At 38.7% G+C, this 22,023-nt stretch carries 14 protein-coding genes; 10 read left to right on the forward strand and 4 right to left on the reverse strand.

The annotated features are described in order from the left end of the window. Nucleotides 1–109: 109 nt before the first annotated feature. From panP to H6G77_RS18295, 10 genes are all read left to right on the forward strand, one after another. Nucleotides 110–1,753 (forward strand): pyridoxal-dependent aspartate 1-decarboxylase PanP, encoded by a 1,644-nt coding sequence (panP, locus tag H6G77_RS18250; RefSeq protein ID WP_190872322.1) that lies wholly within the window; start codon nucleotides 110–112, stop codon nucleotides 1,751–1,753. A 270-nt stretch (nucleotides 1,754–2,023) separates the two neighbouring features. After that, nucleotides 2,024–6,586, forward strand: coding sequence for a type I polyketide synthase (locus H6G77_RS18255; protein WP_190872323.1), 4,563 nt, complete (start codon nucleotides 2,024–2,026; stop codon nucleotides 6,584–6,586). Nucleotides 6,587–6,856: 270 nt separating this feature from the next. Then, nucleotides 6,857–10,963 carry a non-ribosomal peptide synthetase gene (locus H6G77_RS18260; RefSeq protein ID WP_190872324.1) on the forward strand — a complete coding sequence of 1,369 codons (4,107 nt, stop codon included), beginning with the start codon at nucleotides 6,857–6,859 and terminating at the stop codon, nucleotides 10,961–10,963. 9 nt (nucleotides 10,964–10,972) lie between these two features. Continuing rightward, the gene (locus H6G77_RS18265) at nucleotides 10,973–12,352 is read left to right on the forward strand and encodes a cytochrome P450 (RefSeq protein WP_190872325.1); all 1,380 of its coding nucleotides are present in this window, start codon (nucleotides 10,973–10,975) and stop codon (nucleotides 12,350–12,352) included. 224 nt (nucleotides 12,353–12,576) lie between these two features. Further along, a complete protein-coding gene (locus tag H6G77_RS18270) occupies nucleotides 12,577–13,458 on the forward strand; it encodes an SDR family NAD(P)-dependent oxidoreductase (protein WP_190872326.1) in 882 nt (293 codons plus the stop codon). Continuing rightward, nucleotides 13,451–14,464, forward strand: a complete 1,014-nt coding sequence (locus H6G77_RS18275; protein ID WP_190872327.1) for a sucrase ferredoxin — start codon at nucleotides 13,451–13,453, stop codon at nucleotides 14,462–14,464. Before H6G77_RS18270 ends, H6G77_RS18275 begins: the two co-directional genes overlap by 8 nt. A 166-nt stretch (nucleotides 14,465–14,630) precedes the next feature. After that, nucleotides 14,631–14,858, forward strand: a complete 228-nt coding sequence (locus H6G77_RS18280; protein WP_190872328.1) for an MbtH family protein — start codon at nucleotides 14,631–14,633, stop codon at nucleotides 14,856–14,858. A gap of 254 nt (nucleotides 14,859–15,112) precedes the next feature. Continuing rightward, nucleotides 15,113–16,000 carry an oxidoreductase gene (locus H6G77_RS18285; RefSeq protein WP_190872329.1) on the forward strand — a complete coding sequence of 296 codons (888 nt, stop codon included), beginning with the start codon at nucleotides 15,113–15,115 and terminating at the stop codon, nucleotides 15,998–16,000. A 319-nt stretch (nucleotides 16,001–16,319) separates the two neighbouring features. Next, on the forward strand, nucleotides 16,320–17,093 hold the full coding sequence (locus H6G77_RS18290; protein ID WP_190872330.1) for a thioesterase II family protein: 774 nt from the start codon (nucleotides 16,320–16,322) through the stop codon (nucleotides 17,091–17,093). A 381-nt stretch (nucleotides 17,094–17,474) separates the two neighbouring features. Next, nucleotides 17,475–18,797, forward strand: a complete 1,323-nt coding sequence (locus H6G77_RS18295) for an MFS transporter (RefSeq protein ID WP_190872369.1) — start codon at nucleotides 17,475–17,477, stop codon at nucleotides 18,795–18,797. A 234-nt stretch (nucleotides 18,798–19,031) separates the two neighbouring features. Here H6G77_RS18295 and H6G77_RS18300 read toward each other — a convergent pair whose 3' ends face one another. From H6G77_RS18300 to H6G77_RS18315, 4 genes are all read right to left on the reverse strand, one after another. Next, nucleotides 19,032–19,319 (reverse strand): hypothetical protein, encoded by a 288-nt coding sequence (locus H6G77_RS18300; RefSeq protein ID WP_190872331.1) that lies wholly within the window; start codon nucleotides 19,317–19,319, stop codon nucleotides 19,032–19,034. A 69-nt stretch (nucleotides 19,320–19,388) separates the two neighbouring features. After that, nucleotides 19,389–19,673 carry a hypothetical protein gene (locus H6G77_RS18305; RefSeq protein WP_190588340.1) on the reverse strand — a complete coding sequence of 95 codons (285 nt, stop codon included), beginning with the start codon at nucleotides 19,671–19,673 and terminating at the stop codon, nucleotides 19,389–19,391. Nucleotides 19,674–19,791: 118 nt separating this feature from the next. Further along, complete coding sequence (locus H6G77_RS18310) at nucleotides 19,792–20,754, reverse strand: chlorophyll a/b binding light-harvesting protein (RefSeq protein WP_190588339.1); 963 nt, start codon at nucleotides 20,752–20,754, stop codon at nucleotides 19,792–19,794. Nucleotides 20,755–20,861: 107 nt separating this feature from the next. Beyond that, on the reverse strand, nucleotides 20,862–21,896 hold the full coding sequence (locus H6G77_RS18315) for a chlorophyll a/b binding light-harvesting protein (protein ID WP_190872332.1): 1,035 nt from the start codon (nucleotides 21,894–21,896) through the stop codon (nucleotides 20,862–20,864). Between the last annotated feature and the right edge of the window lie 127 nt (nucleotides 21,897–22,023).

Genomic DNA, 22,023 nt, shown 5'->3' on the forward strand with positions numbered 1-22,023 from the left:
AACGTAGACGCGAAGGGCGCAAAGGGCGCAAAGAGAAAGAAGAGATTACTAACTGAACCGTATTGACTTAAAACCAACAACATCAATATTAGTAATTCAAGGAAAATCCATGACATTAAGTGAAACAGAAATTTTATCTCGAAACAATCTTACTCCCACAGAAAAAATCGTACAAACTGATATTGGCGAGTATGTTAAACAAATATTTGCCCCAAATCACGGGAAATATATAGAAAATCAACTTGATGAAATAGTTGATGATTTATCGACTGATTTTTTAATGGCTGAAGATGCCAATACAAATGCTGAGATTGACTGGATTATTAGCAAATTTGGCAATAGTCAAATCCCGGTAGAACCGACTGATTTTGACAGCTATTTTCAATCTTTAAATGAGAATGTCGTTGCTCATTCTATACATACGTCAGCGCCGCAATTTATTGGTCACATGACTTCGGCATTACCTTCTTTTGTGCGCCCTTTGGCAAAGTTGATGACGGCGATGAATCAAAATGCTGTCAAAATCGAAACGGCTAAAGCTTTGAGCTTTTGTGAACGGGAAGCTTTGGCGATGATGCACCGTCAAATTTATCATTTATCTGATAATTTCTACAATCAACATATTCAAAATAATCAAAGTACCTTGGGTATTTTGGTTTCTGGTGGAACAACGGCAAATATCACGGCTTTGTGGTGCGCTCGCAATAAATCTTTAGGCGCGACCCATGATTTTTTAGGTATAGAAAAAGAAGGGTTAACAGCAGCATTAAATTATTATGGTTATGAAGGGGCGGTAGTCATTGGTTCGGAATTGATGCACTTTTCTTTTGATAAAGCTGCGGATTTAATGGGAATCAGTACTAAAAATTTGATTCGCGTCCCAGTTGATGCTAATAATCGCGTTAATATCCCAGCATTACGCCAAACTGTTGCAGAGTGCCGCGCCAAAAACTTACATATCATCGCCATTGTGGGTATTGCTGGAACAACCGATTCTGGTAGTGTTGATTCGTTAACAGAAATTGCTGCAATTGCCCAAGAAAATCATGTACATTTCCATGTCGATGCTGCTTGGGGTGGCCCTGTGATTTTTTCGCGCAAATATCAGCATAAACTAGCGGGAATTGCACAAGCTGATTCTGTGACCATTGATGGGCATAAGCAATTGTATTTGCCAATGGGTATTGGGATGGTATTTTTCCGTGACCCTTATTTAGCTTCAGCAATTGAAAAACAAGCCAGCTATACCATGCGTAAGGGGTCATTTGATTTAGGTAAACGGGCTTTAGAAGGTTCTCGTCCGGGGATGGCGTTATTTTTACATGCTGGTTTGCAGTTAATTGGGCTGAATGGTTATGAGTTTTTGATTGATGAAGGTATCCGCAAAACCCAATATATGGCGGCGCGAATTGAGGAATTACCGGAGTTTGAGTTGTTGGCGCAACCTGATACGAATTTGTTAATTTATCGTTATATTCCTGAGCAATTTCGAGATGTAGTTAGTCATAAAAAATTAACTGCATCTGATAATCAAATTATCAATGATTTTAATGAACGCTTGCAGAAAAAGCAGCGTCAGATTGGGCGGACTTTTATTTCCCGAACTACGAAAACAACTATTAGTTTAGATAAGGAAATACCAGTGATTGCGATGCGTGCGGTGATTGCTAATCCTTTAACTACTGAAGGAGATATTGATGCAGTTTTACATGATCAAATTCAGATTGCGGCAACAATGCCACTGACATATTGACCGAAGAAGGCAGTGGTTCGGCTTCGCTCACCAACCAGAGGCAGGAGGAAAAAATATTAGGACTTACGCAAGAACTCTCTCAAACTCTTATAACTTCGTGTCCTACCCTGCGGGAAGCCGCTATCGCGTCTATGCGTCCTTTGCGGTTCATTTCTTCATAATTTTGCGTAAGTCATAAAGTGATGAGTGCTGATTTAAATAAAAGTTATTTACTCAGCACTCTTGAAACTTAGTCCAGAAATATTTACTGTCAGGTTTTGACTTATGGATATGGCTAATAATTTTATTGATAGCTTAAATAATCAAGATGCGATCGCTATTATTGGAATGGCGGGTCGGTTTCCTGGAGCTAATAAAGTTGATAGCTTTTGGCAAAACCTGAGAAATGGTGTAGAGTCAATTTCTACTTTCACGGATGAGGAGCTAATTGCTGCTGGGATAGATGCTAAATTGCTCAACAATCCCAATTATGTGAAAGCCAGCGCCATATTAGAAAATATCGATTTATTTGATGCGGCTTTTTTTGGTTTTTCGCCTAGAGAAGCTGAAGTTACAGACCCACAACACCGCTTTTTTTTAGAGGCTGTTTGGGAAGCTTTAGAAAATGCGGGTTATAACTGTGAAACTTACCGCGATCGCATCGGTTTATTTGCTGGTGTTGCTGCTAGTGATTATCTACTCTCTAACTTATATAATAATCGTAGTTTTCTCGAATTAGCCGACAGTTATCAAGTTTTAATTGGCAATGATAAAGATTTTTTACCGACTTTAGTTTCCTACAAATTAAACTTAAGAGGGCCAAGTATTAATGTTCAAACCGCTTGTTCGACATCATTGGTCGCTGTGCATTTAGCTTGTCAAAGTTTACTCAATGGTGAAAGTGATATAGCTTTAGCTGGCGGTGTGACGATTGCAGCTAAACCCAAAACTGGATACGAATATCAACCAGGGGGAATTAAATCTCCTGATGGTCATTGTCGAGCTTTTGATATTAACGCCAACGGTACTGTTTTTGGCAATGGTGTGGGGGTTGTCGTCTTAAAACGCTTAGAAGATGCAATTAATGATGGTGATTTTATTCATGCAATTATTAAAGGTTCAGCCGTTAATAATGATGGTTCTTTAAAGGTAGGATATACCGCCCCTAGTGTTGACGGTCAACGGGAAGTCATTTTAGAAGCTTTAGCCTTGGCTGGGGTGGAAGCGGAAACTGTCAGTTATATCGAAACCCACGGTACAGGAACGGCTTTAGGCGACCCCATTGAAATTCAGGCTTTGACCCAAGCTTTCCGCCAGAGTACAGATAAAACAGGTTTTTGTGCCATTGGTTCTGTCAAAACTAATATTGGTCATTTAGATACGGCCGCCGGTGTGACAGGATTAATCAAAACTGTCTTGGCTTTAAAACATCAGCAAATCCCTGCAAGTTTGCATTTTCAGCAGCCAAACCCCCAAATCGATTTTGCCCATAGCCCTTTTTACGTCAATACCCAATTATCAGAGTGGAAAACCAACAGCACACCCCGCAGGGCTGGTGTAAGTTCTTTTGGTATTGGCGGGACTAATGCCCATATCATTTTAGAAGAAGCTCCTGTCATTCCTGCTTCTAGTTCTTCCCGTCCTTGGCAATTGTTACTGTTGTCGGCGAAAACCAGCACGGCTTTAGAAACAGCAACAGCCCAACTGCGCGATTATTTGACACAAAATTCTGATGTTCCCCTGGCTGATGTGGCTTATACTCTGCAAGTCGGTCGTCGGGCTTTTGATTATCGCCGCATCATGATTTGTCACGGCCATTCTGATGCAGTTAAATTGCTAGATAATCAAGATAATCAACGTATTTTTAATCACCACTATCAGCCGAGCCACTGTCCTGTCATCTTCATGTTTTCGGGACAAGGAACGCAGTATGCAAACATGGGTCGGGAATTGTATGAACTGGAACCAACATATAAAAAATACGTAGATACCTGCGCTGAAATTTTACAGCCCTATCTTGGTTTAGATATTCGTTCTCTACTTTACCCCCATCCAGAGGCGACAGAAGCGGCTGCAAATCAACTACAACAAACATTCCTCACCCAAAGCGCCTTGTTTGTCACAGAGTACGCCTTAGCACAGTTATTGATGTCTTGGGGTGTGCATCCAGAGGCGATGATTGGTCATAGTATAGGCGAATATGTCGCGGCGGCGATCGCTGGTGTATTTTCTTTAGAAGATGCTTTGGCAATTGTGGCAAAAAGAGGACAGTTAATGCAGCAACTACCCCCAGGCAGTATGCTGGCAATTAAGTTACCCGCCAAAGATGTGCAGTCACTCTTAGATACCTACGAGTTGTATAGAGAGTCTCTGCAAATTGCGGTGATTAACAGTCCATCTGCTTGCGTAGTGTCAGGAATCAGCAGTGTAATTACAGCCTTGGAACAACAATTAACTGTGCAAGCAGTTGAATGTCGGCGGTTGCACACATCTCACGCTTTCCATTCGTTGATGATGGAACCAATATTGCCAGCATTTCGGGAGACTTGCAAAACAGTTAAACTTAATCCACCAAAAATTAGCTTTATTTCTAATGTCACTGGTACTTGGATTACTCCAGCACAAGCCACAAACCCTGATTATTGGTGTCAACATTTACGCCAAACTGTCAGATTTTCTGAAGGGATATCACAACTAATTCAGCAGTTTGATGGTGTGTTTTTAGAAGTGGGGCCGGGGCGGACTTTAAGCACACTCACCACACAGCATTTAGGTAAAAATTCTCAGCAACAAGTATTAAGTTCGTTACGCCATATCAAAGACCAACAATCTGATATTTGCTTTTTATTACAAACATTAGGTCGGCTGTGGCTGGCGGGTTTAGAACTTGATTGGTCAGGATTTTATCGTCATGAACAGCGTCATCGTTTGCCTTTACCGACTTACCCATTTGAAGGTAAAAGATACTGGATTAATCCCCAATCTTCATCTACTGTTGCGAAACAAGATATTGCTGACTGGTTTTACATTCCTTCTTGGCAACGTTCTTTACTAACTCATTCATCCGCAACCAGAAAATCAACATGGCTATTGTTTGCAGATGATTTGGGAGTTGGTGAGCAAATACTTGATAAGTTGAAAGATAAAGGTAAAACTGTTGTTAGTGTTCACCAAGGTGATGAATTTAAGAAAATCAGTACAACTAGTTATCAAATTAATCCCTACTCAAACTCAGACTATGAATTATTAATTCAAGAATTAATATCATCGGGACAACAACCGGAAAATATTGCTTACTGTTGGAGTTTAAATCAGTCTGAAAATTCTCAACCTAACAAATATTTAGAGTGCAAGAGTTTACTATCTTTAACTCAAAGTATTAGTAAGCTGAAAAACCACCTACAAATCAAGGTGATAACCAACAACATTCTAGAAGTAAATGGAAATGAAAAAATAAACCCAGAAAAAGCACCAATCTTAGGTTTATGTCAAGTAGTCTCCCAAGAGTACCCCCATATTACTTGCCAGTGTATTGACATTGTTTTAAATTGCGATCGCAGCGATAATCAGGTTATTGAGCAATTATTAAATGAGCTAACTTCTGTATCTTTAGATAAGGTCATTGCTTACCGCGATCGCTATCGTTGGGTACAAACATTTACCCCAGTTCATTTAGATGCCATTGTTGCCGATAATATCCCTTTCCGAAACAGGGGGATTTACCTATTTGCGGGTGGTTTAGAGAGTCTAGAATTTGTGCTGGCAAAATATTTAACAACAACTTGCCAAGCCAAACTGATATTTATTGAAAATGCTCAATTTCCCAAACAAGAGAACTTCTCACAATGGCTAGAAATTCATCCGTCAGATGATACTATCAGCCAGAAAATTCAACATTTTATCGCCTTAGAAGAACTCGGTGCAGCAGTTTTATTGTTGCGTGTCGATAAAACTAATTATGAGCAAATGCAGCAAATCCTTACGGAAAATGTTGAACAAATTCATGGTGTGATTTATGCCACTGGAATTAGGCATGAACAAATATTTGGTTCTTTGGCAGAAATTACAGCTAGAGAATTAGAAAATCTCTTAAAATCACAACATAGTCAAATTACTATCTTAGAAAAAGTCTTACATAACTACAATCTAGATTTTGGTTGTATCTTTTCTTCCTTGACTAGCATTTTAGGAGGATTTGGTTTATGTTTAGATGCCGCAGTTTATCAATTAATTGATAGTTGGAGCAATCAACTTAATCGAAATAATTCTTATCCGTGGTATATTATTAACTGGGATAATATACAACTAAATCCAGACCAAGAATCAATCATATCTGAGCAAGTTTCTGGAACAACATTAGCAATTACACCAACAGCAGCAATAGAAGTATTTCAGCGAGTCCTTGCTTGTCCGCCAGGAACTCAGATGATTATTTCTCCAGTTGATATTAATACCAGAAAAACTCAGACAATTAACCTTGATTCTTGGCAAGATACACAATCTAATCATCAATTAGATTCATCCCCGCGCCACTCTAGACCTAGCCTGAATAACTCATATATTGCGCCTACAAATGAGTTAGAAAAGCAAATTACGGAAATTTGGCAAGCTGTACTAGGAATTGTAGAAATTGGGATTTACGACAACTTTTATGAGTTAGGAGGCGATTCGCTAATTGCAACTCAATTAGTTTCTCGTTTGCGGGCTAAATTCCCTGTGGATTTACCTTTGCGTGACCTGTTATTAGAAGCAATGACTCCAGTGAAGCAGGCAGAATTTATTGAGCATTTGATGTTAGAGAAGATTGCTGAATTATCAGAGGAAGAAGTAGCTTTACTCTTAAGTAATGTCTAAGAGGGTGTTTGAAAAGTCTCTAACTATGTATCAAAAACTTTTCAAACAACCTCTAATTCAAGAATATAGCAATCCTAAATGAGTCGTGAAAAACATAGATATGGAAACAAACCGCCAAGAACGCCTTAGACGCGCAAGCGGCTTCCCGCAGGGTAGGACGCAAAGGTAAGAAAGAAGAAAAAGATATAGAAATTTTACAAATGATTTAGGACTGCTATAATTAACCGCCGATGCACGCAAATAAACGCCGATTAAGGAAATTTTATAATTATGGATAAACAATACTCTAATTTATCACCAGCGAAAAAGGCTCTTTTAGAAAAATGGAAAGGGGGAAAACTTAAAGCTGATGTTATTCCTAAGCGCCAAAATATTTCAAATATTCCCTTATCTTTTTCGCAACAAAGACTATGGTTTATTGATCAGCTTTATCATGGGAGTGATTTCTACAATATTCCTCTTGCTTTTCATATCCAAGGAAATTTAAATATTGTCGCTCTTGAACAAAGCTTAAATAAAATTCTCAAGCGTCATGAAGTGTGGCGGACAAATTTTAAGGTTGTCAATGGAGAACCTGTCCAAGAAATTACGCATCAATTAAATTGGGAATTATCGCTTATTAACTGTGAACATTTATCTGGTAAAAATTGGGAATCGGAAGTTAAATTATTGGCGGCGGAATTCGCCAGACAACCTTTTAACTTAGCGAAAGAATTGTTAGTTAGGGCGAATTTATTGCGCTTGAGTGCAGAATCACATATTTTGCTGGTGACTATGCACCACATTATTACCGATGGCTGGTCTTGCGGGGTATTTTTGCGGGAGTTATCCGCGCTGTATGGGGCTTTCTCGACAAACCAACAGCCAACTTTACCAGAACTTCCAATACAGTATGGAGATTTTGCCATTTGGCAACGCGATCGCCTGCAAGGTGAATTACTCGCCAATCAATTACAATATTGGCAAGCACAACTCCAGGGTGAGTTACCTATATTACAACTACCTACAGACCGTCCGCGACCTCAAATTAGTAATTTTGTTGGGGCGAAGCAATATTTTAGATTATCAAAATCCCTGACAAACTCCCTCAAACAATTAAGTCAGCAAACCGATACAACTTTATTTATGAGTTTGCTGGCGGCGTTTAATATCCTTTTATATCGCTACACAAATCAAGCAGATATCTTAATTGGTTCGCCCATTGCTAACCGTAACCGTCCAGAATTAGAAGGAATGCTGGGTTTATTTGTCAATACTTTAGTATTGCGTAATAACCTCAGTGGAAATCCTAGTTTTCGGGAATTTTTACATCGAGTCCGGGAAGTAACTCTGGGTGCATACTCTCATCAAGATTTACCATTTGAGATGCTTGTCGAACAATTGCAACCCGAACGAGATTTAAGCCGAAATCCTCTTTATGAAGTTATGTTTGTGTTGCAAAATACACCTAGCACTGTGGAGGAAGTAGCGGGGTTAACTTTACAAACTTTAGACTTTGATAGCGGCACATCTCAATTAGATATGTTTCTTTCTATGTCTGAATCTGAAACAGGATTGACAGGCTTTTTGGAATATAATACTGACATTTTTGATGCGTCAACTATTACTAAATTTATCAATCATTTTCAAACTTTATTAATAAATATCATTGCTAATCCAGAACAGCGCCTGAGTGAATTGTCGCTGTTAACGACTTCTGAGCAAGAACAACTATTATATAAGTTTAATCAAACTCATACAGATTATCCCCAAACTGCATCCCTACATCAATTATTCGAGCAGCAAGTTGAACTCACACCAGATTCCATCGCCTTAATTAGCGAGTTTGAACAAATTACTTATCGTCAACTAAACCAAAGAGTTAATCAGCTTGGACATTTTTTACAAAAACAAGGTGTAACACCAGCAACTTTGGTAGCTCTATGTCTGGAACGCGATATAGATATGATAGTGGGGATTTTAGCTATTCTCAAAGCTGGTGGTACATACATTCCCCTAGATCCGAGTTATCCAGTAGAGCGGTTAAATTTTATGCTCTCTGATTCCCAAGCAAAATTATTGATTACCAAGCAAGCAATATTAGCAAAACTATCATTATCTGCGGCTCAAATTATTTGCTTAGATACTTATCAAGAAAAACTGGCGCGAGAAAGTACAGAAAATCCGATTCACATTTATTCATCGGATGATATTGCTTATATTATCTATACTTCTGGTTCCACGGGCAAACCTAAAGGTGTTCTTGGCACTCATCGCGGTACAGTCAATGGCTTACACTGGTTATGGAAAACCTATCCTTTTAAGCCAGGAGAAGTTTGTTGTCAAAAAACAGCTATTAGTTTTGTTGATTCTGTCTGGGAAATTTTTGCGCCTTTACTACAAGGAATCCCCACGGTAATTATCAGCAATACAACTTTGTTAGATCCACAATTATTTATCGAATCTCTAGCACATCACAAAGTTAGTCGAATTATTCTTGTACCTTCATTACTCCGGTTAATTCTAGATAATTATAGCCATCTGATTCATAAATTATCACACCTCAAATTCTGGATAACGAGTGGAGAAGCATTATCGATTAAATTGGTGCAGAGTTTCCGTGAATTAATGCCATTTGCCAAGTTAATCAACCTTTATGGCTCATCGGAAGTTTCGGCAAATGCAACTTACTACGATACTAGTTTATTACCTATTCAAGCCCAGAGTGTGCCTATCGGTCGTCCAATTAATAACACTCAAACTTATGTTTTAAACGGTGATTTACAACCAACACCGATAGGAGTAATAGGAGAACTGTATATTGGTGGTGATGGGTTGGCAAAAGGATATTTACATCGTCAAGATTTAACCAAAGAAAGATTCATTGATCATCCTTGGATTCTGGGAAATAAACTTTATAAAACAGGCGATTTAGTGAGATATTTACCCGATGGCAATTTGGAATATTTAGGTCGCCGTGATGAACAAGTAAAAATCAGAGGTTTCCGGGTAGAATTAGGAGAAATATCAAGTGCGATCGCGCAACACCCAAATGTCCAAGAAGCAGTTGTGATTACTAGCAATGAGCATCCCGAAAATATCCGCTTGCTTGCCTATATCGTTACCAATAAGCCAGATATAACTCCCGAATTATCATCTTATTTACAACATAAACTGCCTAATTATATGTTGCCGTCAGCTTTTATTTTACTGGATGCTCTGCCACTCACACCTAATGGTAAAGTTAACAAAGCTGCCTTACCCCAAACTGAAATTATCCAGCAAAATTCCCAAACATCAAAAATAGCTGCCCGAAATTTTAACGAATTAGCTTTAGTTAAAATTTGGGAAAATATCTTAAACACTCATCCTATCGGCATCAAAGACAACTTTTTTGAATTAGGCGGACATTCCTTTTTGGCTGTACGTGTGATGGCGCAAATTTATGATAAATTTGGATATAATCTTCCTTTATCAACTTTATTTGAAAACCCAACAATTGAAGAACTAGCCGAAATTGTTAATCAACCATTCCGAGAAACTTCTAATTCTCCTTTGGTAGCTATTAACTCGGCTGGTAATCAGCTACCTTTCTTCTGTATACATGGTGCTGGCGGTAATATTAGCCCCTATTTTAAATTATCAAGAATCTTGGGCGAGGACTATCCATTTTATGGATTAGAATATAAGCCAGATCCCGAACAACCTGATATAATTTCCGTAGAAAAACTAGCAACTCGCTACCTCAAAGAAATTCGCCAACTCCAACCCAATGGCCCCTATCTTTTAGGCGGACATTGTTACGGTGGAATACTGGCTTTTGAAATAGCCCAGCAACTACAAAAACAAGGTCAAAAAGTAGGTTTAGTGGCAATTATCGATGCCATTTTACCAGAAACTGCTATTCAAACAAGTCCTGATGATGATGCTAAGTTTTTGCTGCGGTTGGCGGAAGAAACAAAAATTTGGAATGACATAAATTTATCGCTATCTTTTGAAGAAATGCGAGATTTATCACTCCATGAGCAATTTAATTTAATCAATCAAAAAGCCAACTTTATTTTTTCAGAAGCTGAGATTCAAGATTTTTTACATCATTATAAAGTTTTCAAAGCTAATGTTCAAGCAATGCGAAATTATGTACCGCAAGCTTATTCTGATGCCTTAACTATCTTACGAGCCGAAGAAGAAATTATTCATGATTTTGACAATCCTGAATGGACTACTAATGATCCCTTTTTAGGTTGGGGTAAATATGGTAGTGCATCTACACAAGTGATTGAAATTCCTGGCAATCATTTCTCAATTTTACTGGAACCTCATATTCATGAATTAGCCAAACAATTGAAAATTTGTATTGATGATGCTGTTTGTAATTTCACTATGTCAAAGGAGTAAAAAAGGCTGATGAAACTACCACCTGGGCCAAAAACTCCTGCTTGGTTGCTGGCTTTGCAATTCGAGGCTGATTTCTTTGGCTATATGGATACTATTTCTCAACGTTATGGTGACATTGTGACTGTAATGTTTGATTCAACGCCGACAATTTACGTGAGTAATCCTTCTGGAATCAAGGAGATTTTTACCCACACTAAAGAAGTTGTAGCGAAGGGAGAATTAAACCAAAATTTTGCTTTATTAACAGGAGAGCAAGGAGTTTTACAACTAGATGGATTACGTCATAAAAATCGACGCAAGTTGTTAATGTCGGCTTTTCATGGTGAACGGATGCAAGCCTGTGGGAAACGCATCTGTGAACTAACAGCAAGAGTCATGAATCAACAAACCATTGGTAAACCTTTTCTGGCTTACTCAGCTTTAGAAGAAATTACTTTGGCGGTAGGTATAGAGGTAGTAATGGGATTGCATGAAGGAGAACGCTATGAAAGAGTAAAACATTTATTTGCTGCTGTTTTTAAACATGAACTCTCGCCATTGGTACAACTGCTGACAAAACTACCCTTTTGGGGATGGGATTTAGGGAGGTGGAGTCCCCAAGGAAATTTGCTGTCCCTGCGACAAGAACTGTTTCAAGTGTTGTCGGATGAAGTAAAAGCACGTCGCCAGCAAGCAGATTTATCACGCACTGATATTCTCTCAGATTTGGTATTAGCGAGTGATGAGATGGGAGAAGCGATCGCAGATGAAGAAATCCGAGACTTATTAATTTCACCTATCGGGGCGGCGCAAGGTGCTTCAGCAACCGCGATCGCTTGGGCTTTGTACTGGGTTCACCGTTTACCTGATGTGTGCGATCGCCTGCGGGAAGAACTTACCAGCCTTGGCGAAAACCCAGATATCACTAGCATCTTAGCCTTACCTTATCTCAACGCTGTGTGTAACGAAGTTTTACGCATTTACCCAACTCAACTGTTTGCCTTCCCTCGCATTGTAGAATCCCCAGTAGAAATTATGGGCTATCAATTAAGTCCAGGCACTATATTAATTGCCAACATTTATTCTACACATCAGCGCGAAGATTTATACCCAGAACCAAAACAATTTAAACCAGAACGTTTTTTAGAAAAGCAATTTTCCACCTACGAATTTTTACCCTTTGGTGGTGGTTCCCGTGTTTGTATTGGCGGCACATTTGCTTTATTTGAAATGAAATTAGTATTGGCTACCATTCTTTCCCGTTATCAATTAAAACTCGTGAATCAACAACCAGAAAAACCAAAATTTGATGGACTTCTTTGTTACCCTGCTAGTGGCGTAAAGATGGTTGTATCTGCTCAAAATCAACATCAGCGATCGTCGGTATCTCTTGCTTCGGGTAGGTTTTAGGAATTATGCAAAAAAAGGAGACAAGGGGGACAAGGTAGACAAGGGAGAAAGATGTTGGTAAATCATTTAATATAACTTACGTAATAACTCTCTTAAACTCTTATATCTTCGCGTACTTTGCGCTCTTTGCGGTTCGTTATTTCTACTTTTAGGTAAGTAATACAAATATTATTTATACAGCGATTTGGAAATCAAAAAGATATTTTATCTGGGAGTAATTAAAGATGAATCAAAGTCATAAAGGCTCAATTGTCATCACAGGAACATCAACAGGTCTTGGTCGAGCCGCCGCACTTTTTCTAGACAAAAAAGGATATCAAGTTTTTGCCGGAGTCCGCACCGAAAAAGATGCGGAGTCACTCAAACAAGCTGCGTCTGGTAATTTAATACCAATCATTTTGGACATCACTAAACCAGAACAAATTAAATCAGCTTTGGACTTTGTTTCATTAGCAGTTGGCGAACAAGGATTATTTGCTTTAATTAATAATGCTGTTGTCGCTGCTAATGGAGCAATTGAATGTACAACCATCGAAGATATTAGATTAAACTTTGAAGTCAATGTGATTGGTCAAATCGCTGTGACTCAAGCATTTTTACCAATGCTACGCAAAGCTAAAGGCAGAATCATCAATATTAGTGGTGTTTGTGGCAGAGTCGCTGTACCATATTTTGGAATTTTATCCGCAACAAAAGCCGCCTTGGAATCACTGACAGATTGTTTAAGAATGGAGTTAAAATCTAGCGGCGTTGATGTTCTTTCAATATTGCCAGCCGATGCCTTATTAACTCCAGAACAAGCAGATAAACAAGAACTAAATTATCAAAAAACATTGGCTAATATTTCACCAGAACATCAAGCTTTATATGGCAAAAACCATAAAATTCATATAGACAATGTTATCAAGCATAATCGGGAAATTGGCTCACCCCTGGAGACTGTAACCGAGGTAATTTTAGAAGCTTTAGAAGCGAAAAAGCCAAAAAGACAATATTTCCCCACTAAATATCCTTGGTCATTAAGGCTATTTGCAATATACAAAAGACTGCTACCATATCAATATTTTCATGATCAAATCTACTTTAAGAGCTTTAACTATGATTAGCAACACAATAGATTGCCGTTTTTGTTCTTTAGTTTCTAAAGCCAATAAAGAAGATCCCATTGGTACAGCCATAACTTGCGACCATTGGCTAATTATGGAAGTTCCCCAACCTTGGCCGCAAGACATTTATCAACAAAACCCCACTATCAAATCATTAATTAGTGCATACCAGGAGTTAGTTTTTAAATATAAAATTCAGTTGAAACCACTATTAATTGCGCCTGACCGCGAATATTCTGAGCCTGGTTTGACTCGTATATTGTATTACTATCGTCCTGCCCATCTGTTTTCTCAGTTTGAAAAACAGGAATTTATTGTTCCTGAAAATCAAGCTGCCGCTTTAGTAACAGCAATATTTCAGCAGTTAATACAAAAACCTAATAATTTATCAGATTTTCAAAAATATCAACAACAAACAAGTCATATTCGTGAATTAATGATTTGTACCCATGCTCAAGTAGACCTAGCTTGTGGGAGATTTGGTAATCCTTTATATCGGCAACTACGCAAACAATATGCTCCTTTTAGCAACGGAAACTTAAGAGTCTGGCAATCATCTCATTTTGGTGGTCATCAGTTTGCGCCAACACTGATTGATTTACCACAAGGATATTTCTGGGGACATCTGGAGTCATCTGTATTAGATTTACTAGTGGAACAAAATAATTCAGTTCTGGGTTTACGTCCATACTACCGAGGATGGGCAGGTTTAAACCAATTTGAGCAAATTGCCGAACGTGAAATTTGGATGCAGTCTGGTTGGAGTTGGCTGAATTATTTAAAAGCAGGAAAAGTACTAGCAATGGAAAAAGTTGCGGAAGAATGTCAGCCTGATTGGGCAGAAGTTCAAATTGATTTTATAGATCCTCATACTCAAACAAAAGGTAGCTATCAAGTCAGAATAGAAACCTGTGGTGAGGTGATGACTGCATGTAACTCAGCAACAGTCATGGAATTAGAACCAGTTAAGCAGTATCGCGTTAGCCAGTTGGTTAGGCTGGAGTAAAAAAATGATTTCATAAATACAATCTCAAATTAAAAGATAAATCTAATGTTTCGCTTCTCTATCTAATAATTGTTTCTAAAGATTTCAAAACTTTGGCAATCTCATCATGATGAGTATTTCAGAGTTATTGATAATAAAGTTCTGCAAGGATAATGCGAGGTAAATTATGTATCAAAATGACAAAGAAGACACAACAATCTACAAAGTTGTAGTTAATCACGAAGAACAATATTCTATTTGGCCTTTAGAGCGGGAAAATCCTCTTGGTTGGCAGGATGTTGGCAAAAATGGACTCAAACAAGAATGTTTAAATTACATCAAAGAAGTTTGGACTGATATGAGGCCTCTTAGTCTCAGACAAAAAATGCAAGCAACTTCTAACAATATTCAGTAACTATAGCAATCCTAAATCATTTGTGAAACTTTCTCTCTTCTTTTTATTCTCTTTCTTTGTGTCCTACCCTGCGGGAAGCCGCTATCGCGTCTATGCGTCCTTTGCGGTTCGTTAAACAGAATATTTTTCACAACTCAGAGAGGATTGCTATATGAGAAGTTGAATTTATAAATACTGTAGAAAAGTTGTACACAACATCTCTAAAACAACCGATAAATTGCATTAGCAACAATTTTAAAAAAAGGAGAATAGCGATGGAAAAACAAACAAGAGTATGGTTTATTACTGGTTGCTCCAGTGGTTTTGGTCGAGCCTTGGCAGAAACAGTACTGGAGAAGGGTGAAATAGTAGTTCTAACAGCACGAAACCCTCAAAAGCTAGAAGATTTAGCCACCAGCTTTCCAGAACAGACATTAGCATTGCAACTTGATGTGACAAAACCCGAACAAGTCAGAGAATCTGTCAAAAATGCGCTCGCTCGCTTTGGCAGAATTGATATACTCGTCAACAATGCTGGGTGTGAAGTTGCCGGCATACTCGAAGAAGTTAGTGATGATGCCATCAGGCGGCAATTTGAGACGAATTTTTTTGGTGTTATAGACATGCTGCGAGTTGTCATACCTTATATGCGTCAGCAGCGTAGTGGGCATATTCTCAATATCTCATCAGCAGCTTGCTTTATGTCTGGTGCAGGCGGAGGAATTTATATCAGCAGCAAGTTAGCTTTAGAAGGAATTTCTGGTTCTTTAGCTAACGAAGTCGCCCATTTGGGAATCAAAGTCACAATGGTTGAACCAGGCGCATTCAGCACCGACTTTTTCAACAAATCTCATGTCTTAGTTGAAACAAAAATCCCAGAATATCAACCAATTATTAAAGACATGAGCCAATGGATAAAAGATGTCAAAGAGCAGAAAATTAAATTAATTGGTGATCCCAAAAAAGCTGCTTTAGCAATGATTAAAGCAGTTGATAGCGAAGTCCCACCACTCAGATTAGCTTTGGGAAGCGATGCAGTCGAAACCATTGATGGTGCATTGCAATTTATTAAAGAAGGATTGGACGCTTGGAAAGAAGTATCCACAAGTACTGATTTTGATGAAGTGGTAACAGATAAAATGCAAGTTGCTGCTGTTAATTAAAGGGTTTATGGCCTTTCCTAGTTTGCTAAAGAAGCAAATTTATCTGTTTTCATCAGCGTTAATCTGCGTCCATCTGCGGTTAATTATTCTTGCTTGTATCTCACTAGGCGTTGTTGATGAACCCGCGCAGGAGGTCACTGAGCTTGCAATGCCCTGAGCTTGTCGTTCGCGTAGCGTCTCCGGCAGGAGAAGGGTCGAAGTGCGGGTTTAGTTTGTGTAGCCCCAGACTTCAGTCTGAGGGCTATATATCCGCTAAATACAAGATGTGAATAAACAACCATCAACCACCCTGCAAAAATTATGATTGAGAATGAGGATTATGATCAATAGACAAACATTCAACTCTTACATAACTTGTCCTAAACCTAATCCTCAAGCTCAATTCAGGTTATTTTGCTTTCCCTATGCTGGTGGTAGCTCGCTAATTTTTCGCACATGGTATGCCAGCTTACCCCAAAATGTTGAAGTTTGCCCCATAGAACTTCCGGGACGAGGAAAGCAGATGAAAATACCTGCATTTACGCAAATGGAAACTTTGGTGAAAGCGATCGCACCCATCTTACTACCATATTTAGACAAACCATTTGCTTTTTTCGGTCATAGTATGGGTGCATTGATCAGTGCTGCACTAGCTTGGCATCTTGCTGAAGAATATGACAAACAGCCATTGCACCTATTTGTTTCTGCTAGTCGCGCTCCCCAAATCCCATTATCAAAACCACCAATCCACACCCTACCAGAACATGAGTTTAAACAAAAACTGCGTCGTCTGAATGGTACACCTGCTTCAGTATTAGAAAATGACGAATTAATGCAGCTATTGATCCCTATCCTACGGGCAGATTTTACACTTTCCGAAACTTATATTTACACCCAACAACCCCAAGAAACACCGCTAGAATGCCCAATTACCGCCTTCGGTGGATTGGAAGACCAAGAAGTGAGTATTCAAGAACTAGAAGCGTGGCGATCGCTTACCAAAAATTCCTTTCAACTAGAAATATTCCCTGGAGACCACTTTTTTATACACTCATCCCCATCACTCTTACTCGCAAATCTAACCGCATACTTCCAAGCCTTTAATTTAAGTTAACCAATAACAATAAATCAACTTTAAATCATACTAATATAAAAAATCTATCTATAACAATAGCACTATAAAAATATAGTAATCAGCAATAACTGATCAACATTTCTCTACCTTATTCACCTTGTCTCAGTTATTCACATATCAGACTGCTATATCAAAATTCATATCTAATACCAAATTAAAAAATGATGGCGACAGATTGATGGCTCAAAAGCTTACCGATCAACCCTTACCAAATCCAAAATCTAAAATCTAAAATCCAAAATGGTATAACATAACCTTGATTGATTCATGATTTTAAACACTAATTTATGAGTCCCCAATCTTTACTCCAAAACTCATTTTCTATTTCCCAGTAACCCAATAATTATAATGTCAAATTTAATGTCAGAACAACCAACTAACACCAGCCTACGGAACTTTCTCATTATTTGGCTAGGTCAACTAGTTTCGGGGATTGGTAGCCAAATGACCGGCATTGCTTTAGAAATTTGGGCATGGGAAACCACTGGACAAGCAACTACTCTCGCCCTCGTAGGCTTTTTTGGCTTACTTCCTAGCATTATTATTACTCCCATTAGCGGTATAATTGTAGACCGTTATAACCGGAAATTATTAATGATGTTTGGTGATACTGTTGCTGTTCTTGCAACTATTACCCTCCTATTTTTATATATCAACAATTTATTACAAATTTGGCATCTTTATGTGGCAGCAGCTTTTGTAGGTACTTTTAGCCAATTTCAATATTTAGCTTACTCTGCATCAGTATCATTAATGATACCTAAACAACACTATACTCGTGCCAGCAGTCTTGAGTTTTTATCTCATCACAGTGCAATTATTATTGCGCCTGCTTTAGCAGGATATTTTTATCAAGTAATTGGTTTATTTGGCATTTGGCTAATTGATATTTCCACTTTTATTGTTGCCATTTCCACTATTTTATTTATACCTATTCTCCAGCCTAGCCAAACAGCAGAAAAACAAGAAGATTTTTGGCAAAATTTAGGGTATGGTGTGCGTTACCTGACTGCCCACAAAAGCCTTCTATTACTATTAGTCATTAACTTATTATTTTTCTTTGCCCACGACCTAGGAGGTTCACTTTACATACCCATGATTCTCGCCCGCACAGGTAATGATACTTTAGTGCTGGGTAACTTAATCACAGCCGCAGGATTTGGTGGTGTGTTGGGAGCCTTAATTGTGAATAAGTGGGGAGGTTTCAAAGACAAAATTAGAGGTATTTTACTGGGAATGATGGGTGTTGGTTTAACAAAAATAGTATTTGGTTTAGGTCGAACTTTGTGGGTGTGGATTCCTCCACAATTTTTGTGTTCTTTAAGTTTTACAGCCGGTGGAAGCGCCGATAACGCAATCTGGTTAGCTAAAGTAGCGCCTAATGTGCAAGGAAGGGTTTTTGCTGCACGCTCTTTGCTTTTACAATTAGCTTCAGCTGTTGCCGTTTTAGTTGCTGGCCCCCTAGCAGATAAAGTATTTATCCCTGCTTTTAGTCAAGAAGGTAGCATGGCGGGTCTTTTAGGAGGAATATTCGGGGCTGGTACGGCTGGGGGACTGGCAATGTTATATGTAATTTGTGCGGTGTGTATGTTTTTGGTAGGGTTAGCTGGATTGAGTGTGCCACTGCTCCGAAATTTGGAAAAGATTTTACCCGACTATGAAGAAAAAGTATCTGCTGAATGAGGATTGTATAGCAATCCTAAATGATTTATAAACCTTCCTCTCCCTTGTCTATCCCCTCCTCCTTGTCTCCCTTGTCTTTGTTATTCACACACCAACTAAGACTGCTATAGTGGCTCAATATATCGCACTGAGTCAGAAATCATTGTGTATTAGCCTGCGAATGCAGGCTTTGTTTGTATAGTTCCAGACTTCAGTCTGAGGGGTTTATTTTTACCTTCGGTTAGTGAGTGTAGCCTAACGGTTGGTGAGCGTAGCCGAACCACCGCCTTCTGTCCTACAATCAATTTCTAGAGATTTCTTGATTTGTTTCAATTGCTTCCAAAGTTGGTGAATTTGTTTGTAAGCGTCTTCAGCAGAAATTTTCCCTCCTGTTTGTAAACTACAAATATAGTTAACTCGTTGAGAAAAATCTTGTAGATGTGCATTGAACGTTATATTCTCTGCTTTTAATTGTCCATGATATGGATTACGAGGATAGAGAAAGTCACATAATTCAGCCAAAAAATCAGAGTTAGTATTCATGAGAGTCAATTAAGAATAGGTTAAATACGCAGTTTTCCAAGTTCTACACATACAAAATTAATTTGCTGATCAGCCTTTTTTATCTAACTTCCAAATGCGCCCTGATTGACAAGCATTACAAGCAGCCGTTTTTGGCTCAAAATCAAGACAGCTAATCGCCTGTTCAGAACAGGCTTTCTTTGGGTGTACTGTACATTTAAGCCGATAGTCATTAGTAAAAAACTCGCACTTATGACAAGGAATTTGATGTAACCTCCACAAAAAACTAATTCCTTTTTCGAGAGTTGTCCACACGCTCCAAAATAATAAAACCATGATTGTCCAGGCTAATAAGGCACATAAAATTATAGCCATTGCTATTTATTACTCCAAAAAAGTTTTAAGAAATTGCCTACAGTTCAAAAATTCAACCGTAGGCAAAGGAAGGAACATGAGAATAGCTAATGTTGAGGAAAGAGGAAAATAGAAATAATTAGGAAATGCTACGCGCTCTCCAACTGTGCCAAACATAGCCAACAAAGGCTAAGACTCCGAGAATTAATTGGGTAGTTGTTGCCACAAAACGTTCTGAACCGTAAAACTCAGTGGGAAAAACTGTAGTGTTATATCCCACAAAACTAGCAGAAATCCAAGCCATTAAAGCTAAACCAAGCAAACTGTAAGCTAGAATTTCTTCCCCGTTTTTGATTGGTAAAAATTTTCTGACCCAAGCAAATGGCTGTAGGAGAATATGCCAGATACCACCCAGAATTAAAATTCCTCCAATCCAGATATGACCGCCAATGACATCTTCTAGGTTGTCAACGCTGGCTATTCCTAAAGGATGCCAAGCATGATTTTTTAACCCTACTAAATAACTAAAAATTACAATAGGGTTGAGAGTCGGGTTATTAATTAGGCTGACATCACCTAAATGAGTATCATAAATACCACCAACAAACATGGCTTTGATCACAAGTAAGAATGCCCCTAAACCTAAAATAATTAAATGATGTCCTAAAATTAAACTTAATTGTTTAGGGTCATTCCATTCATAGTGAAATCTTGCAGTTCTGCCACCGTTGTTGTGTAAAATCGCTGGGGCGCGAAATACATGAAATAGTCCACCTGCACCCAAAACCGCAGATGCAATTAAATGCAATACACCAATTACAAAATAAGGATAGGTATCAACTACTTTACCCCCAGCACCTACTCCCCAACCTAAAGTTGCTAAGTGCGGTAATAAAGTCAAACCTTGTTCATACATAGGAAGATCAGGAACAAAGCGCAGAACTTCTGAGATAGTAGTTGTCCCAGCCCAAAACATAATTAATCCTGCATGAGCCAGATGAGCGCCTAATAATTGACCAGATAAATCGGTTAAACGGGAATTACCAATTAACCAAGCTAATTTTGTATTGGTTGCAAAGGTTTTATCAGTAGAAATTACCACTGTTATCTGTCCTCTTGAGAAAGGTGCTGAGTTTGTATAGACTCAGCACGTTAAACTGATCCTTATCACTCAGAGATCGATGTCAACAATTGACAACTGACGACTGATTATTCAATACTGCTAATGGCATTCAATGATTTTTCAACTTCTCTAAAGTCAACACCAATAGCTCGTAGGGCGTGCCACAAATGACCTTGTAAGAAAAAGAAAGCTAAGAAAAAGTGGGCGTTAGCTAACCATGCTCTAGAACTAAAATCGCCATTGGCTAACTTAACAGTATCGGCAAAATAAGGAGTGACACCCAGTTTCAGTTCTAAGGGCGCACCATAAAACTCTACAGGATAAGCTAAGGTGTTGACAGCACAGAAGTAAGCTGCAACAAATCCAGCTAAGGCAATACCACCTAAAGAGTAAGAAAGAATTGCTTCTCCAGAAAAGATTAAGAGCTTTTTCGCCCAAGGTAAAGGTTCTTGAATAATGTGCCAGATCCCGCCACCAATGAGGATTAAACCTACATAGATATGACCACCAACTAAGTCTTCTAGGTTATTAACATCTACAAAATGAGTTTGATAGCCATAGATAACCAACGGGTTGAGGGTAGGGTTAGTAACTACTCTGACAGCATGAGTTACGGAGTCGTATAGCCCTCCCCAGAACATAGCTTTGCCGACCAATAATAAAGCAGCTACACCCAAAAATAAAAGATGATGACCTAAAATCAACCCAAGTTGTTTAGGATCATTCCATTCAAAGTGAAATTTACGTGCAGAACCAGTTGTATTTTTTAAGTTGCGTGGTGCTTTGAAGGTATGAAATAGCGCACCTGCTCCCAGAACGGCGGACGAGATTAAATGCAAGGCTCCGATGAGGAAATAAGGGTAGCTATCGACTATCTGACCAGCTGCACCAATACCAATACCCAAAGTAGCTAAATGGGGAAGCAGGATGAGTCCTTGTTCTCCCATCGGAATTTCAGGCTTATAACGAGAGATTTCAAACCATGTAAATGCCCCTGCCCAAAACATCGAAAGTGCGGCTTGGGCTACGTGTGCGCCGATAAATAAGCCAGAGAGATTGGCAAAGCGGGCGTTACCAACCCACCAACCATATTTGACGTTGGGATTATCGTATGTCTGCATTGGTTTCTAATCTATGAGTTGTTGCTAGAAATACTCAAGTAGTGACTAATTAACTTCAAAGTTCAACAGTTGACACAATAACCGATACAACAAGGCAAAAGTCAAAGGGCAAAAGGAAAAAGAAGGA

It is taken from the genome of Aulosira sp. FACHB-615, from assembly GCF_014698045.1.
Classification (GTDB): Bacteria; Cyanobacteriota; Cyanobacteriia; order Cyanobacteriales; family Nostocaceae; genus Nostoc_B.

What these genes read in the sequence shown, in the direction of transcription:
- panP (WP_190872322.1), top strand. Translation starts at nt 110, where the DNA reads ATGACATTAAGTGAAACAGAAATTTTATCTCGAAACAATCTTACTCCC.
- H6G77_RS18255 (WP_190872323.1), top strand. Translation starts at nt 2,024, where the DNA reads ATGGCTAATAATTTTATTGATAGCTTAAATAATCAAGATGCGATCGCT.
- H6G77_RS18260 (WP_190872324.1), top strand. Translation starts at nt 6,857, where the DNA reads ATGGATAAACAATACTCTAATTTATCACCAGCGAAAAAGGCTCTTTTA.
- H6G77_RS18265 (WP_190872325.1), top strand. Translation starts at nt 10,973, where the DNA reads ATGAAACTACCACCTGGGCCAAAAACTCCTGCTTGGTTGCTGGCTTTG.
- H6G77_RS18270 (WP_190872326.1), top strand. Translation starts at nt 12,577, where the DNA reads ATGAATCAAAGTCATAAAGGCTCAATTGTCATCACAGGAACATCAACA.
- H6G77_RS18275 (WP_190872327.1), top strand. Translation starts at nt 13,451, where the DNA reads ATGATTAGCAACACAATAGATTGCCGTTTTTGTTCTTTAGTTTCTAAA.
- H6G77_RS18280 (WP_190872328.1), top strand. Translation starts at nt 14,631, where the DNA reads ATGTATCAAAATGACAAAGAAGACACAACAATCTACAAAGTTGTAGTT.
- H6G77_RS18285 (WP_190872329.1), top strand. Translation starts at nt 15,113, where the DNA reads ATGGAAAAACAAACAAGAGTATGGTTTATTACTGGTTGCTCCAGTGGT.
- H6G77_RS18290 (WP_190872330.1), top strand. Translation starts at nt 16,320, where the DNA reads ATGATCAATAGACAAACATTCAACTCTTACATAACTTGTCCTAAACCT.
- H6G77_RS18295 (WP_190872369.1), top strand. Translation starts at nt 17,475, where the DNA reads ATGTCAGAACAACCAACTAACACCAGCCTACGGAACTTTCTCATTATT.
- H6G77_RS18300 (WP_190872331.1), bottom strand. Translation starts at nt 19,319, where the DNA reads ATGAATACTAACTCTGATTTTTTGGCTGAATTATGTGACTTTCTCTAT.
- H6G77_RS18305 (WP_190588340.1), bottom strand. Translation starts at nt 19,673, where the DNA reads ATGGCTATAATTTTATGTGCCTTATTAGCCTGGACAATCATGGTTTTA.
- H6G77_RS18315 (WP_190872332.1), bottom strand. Translation starts at nt 21,896, where the DNA reads ATGCAGACATACGATAATCCCAACGTCAAATATGGTTGGTGGGTTGGT.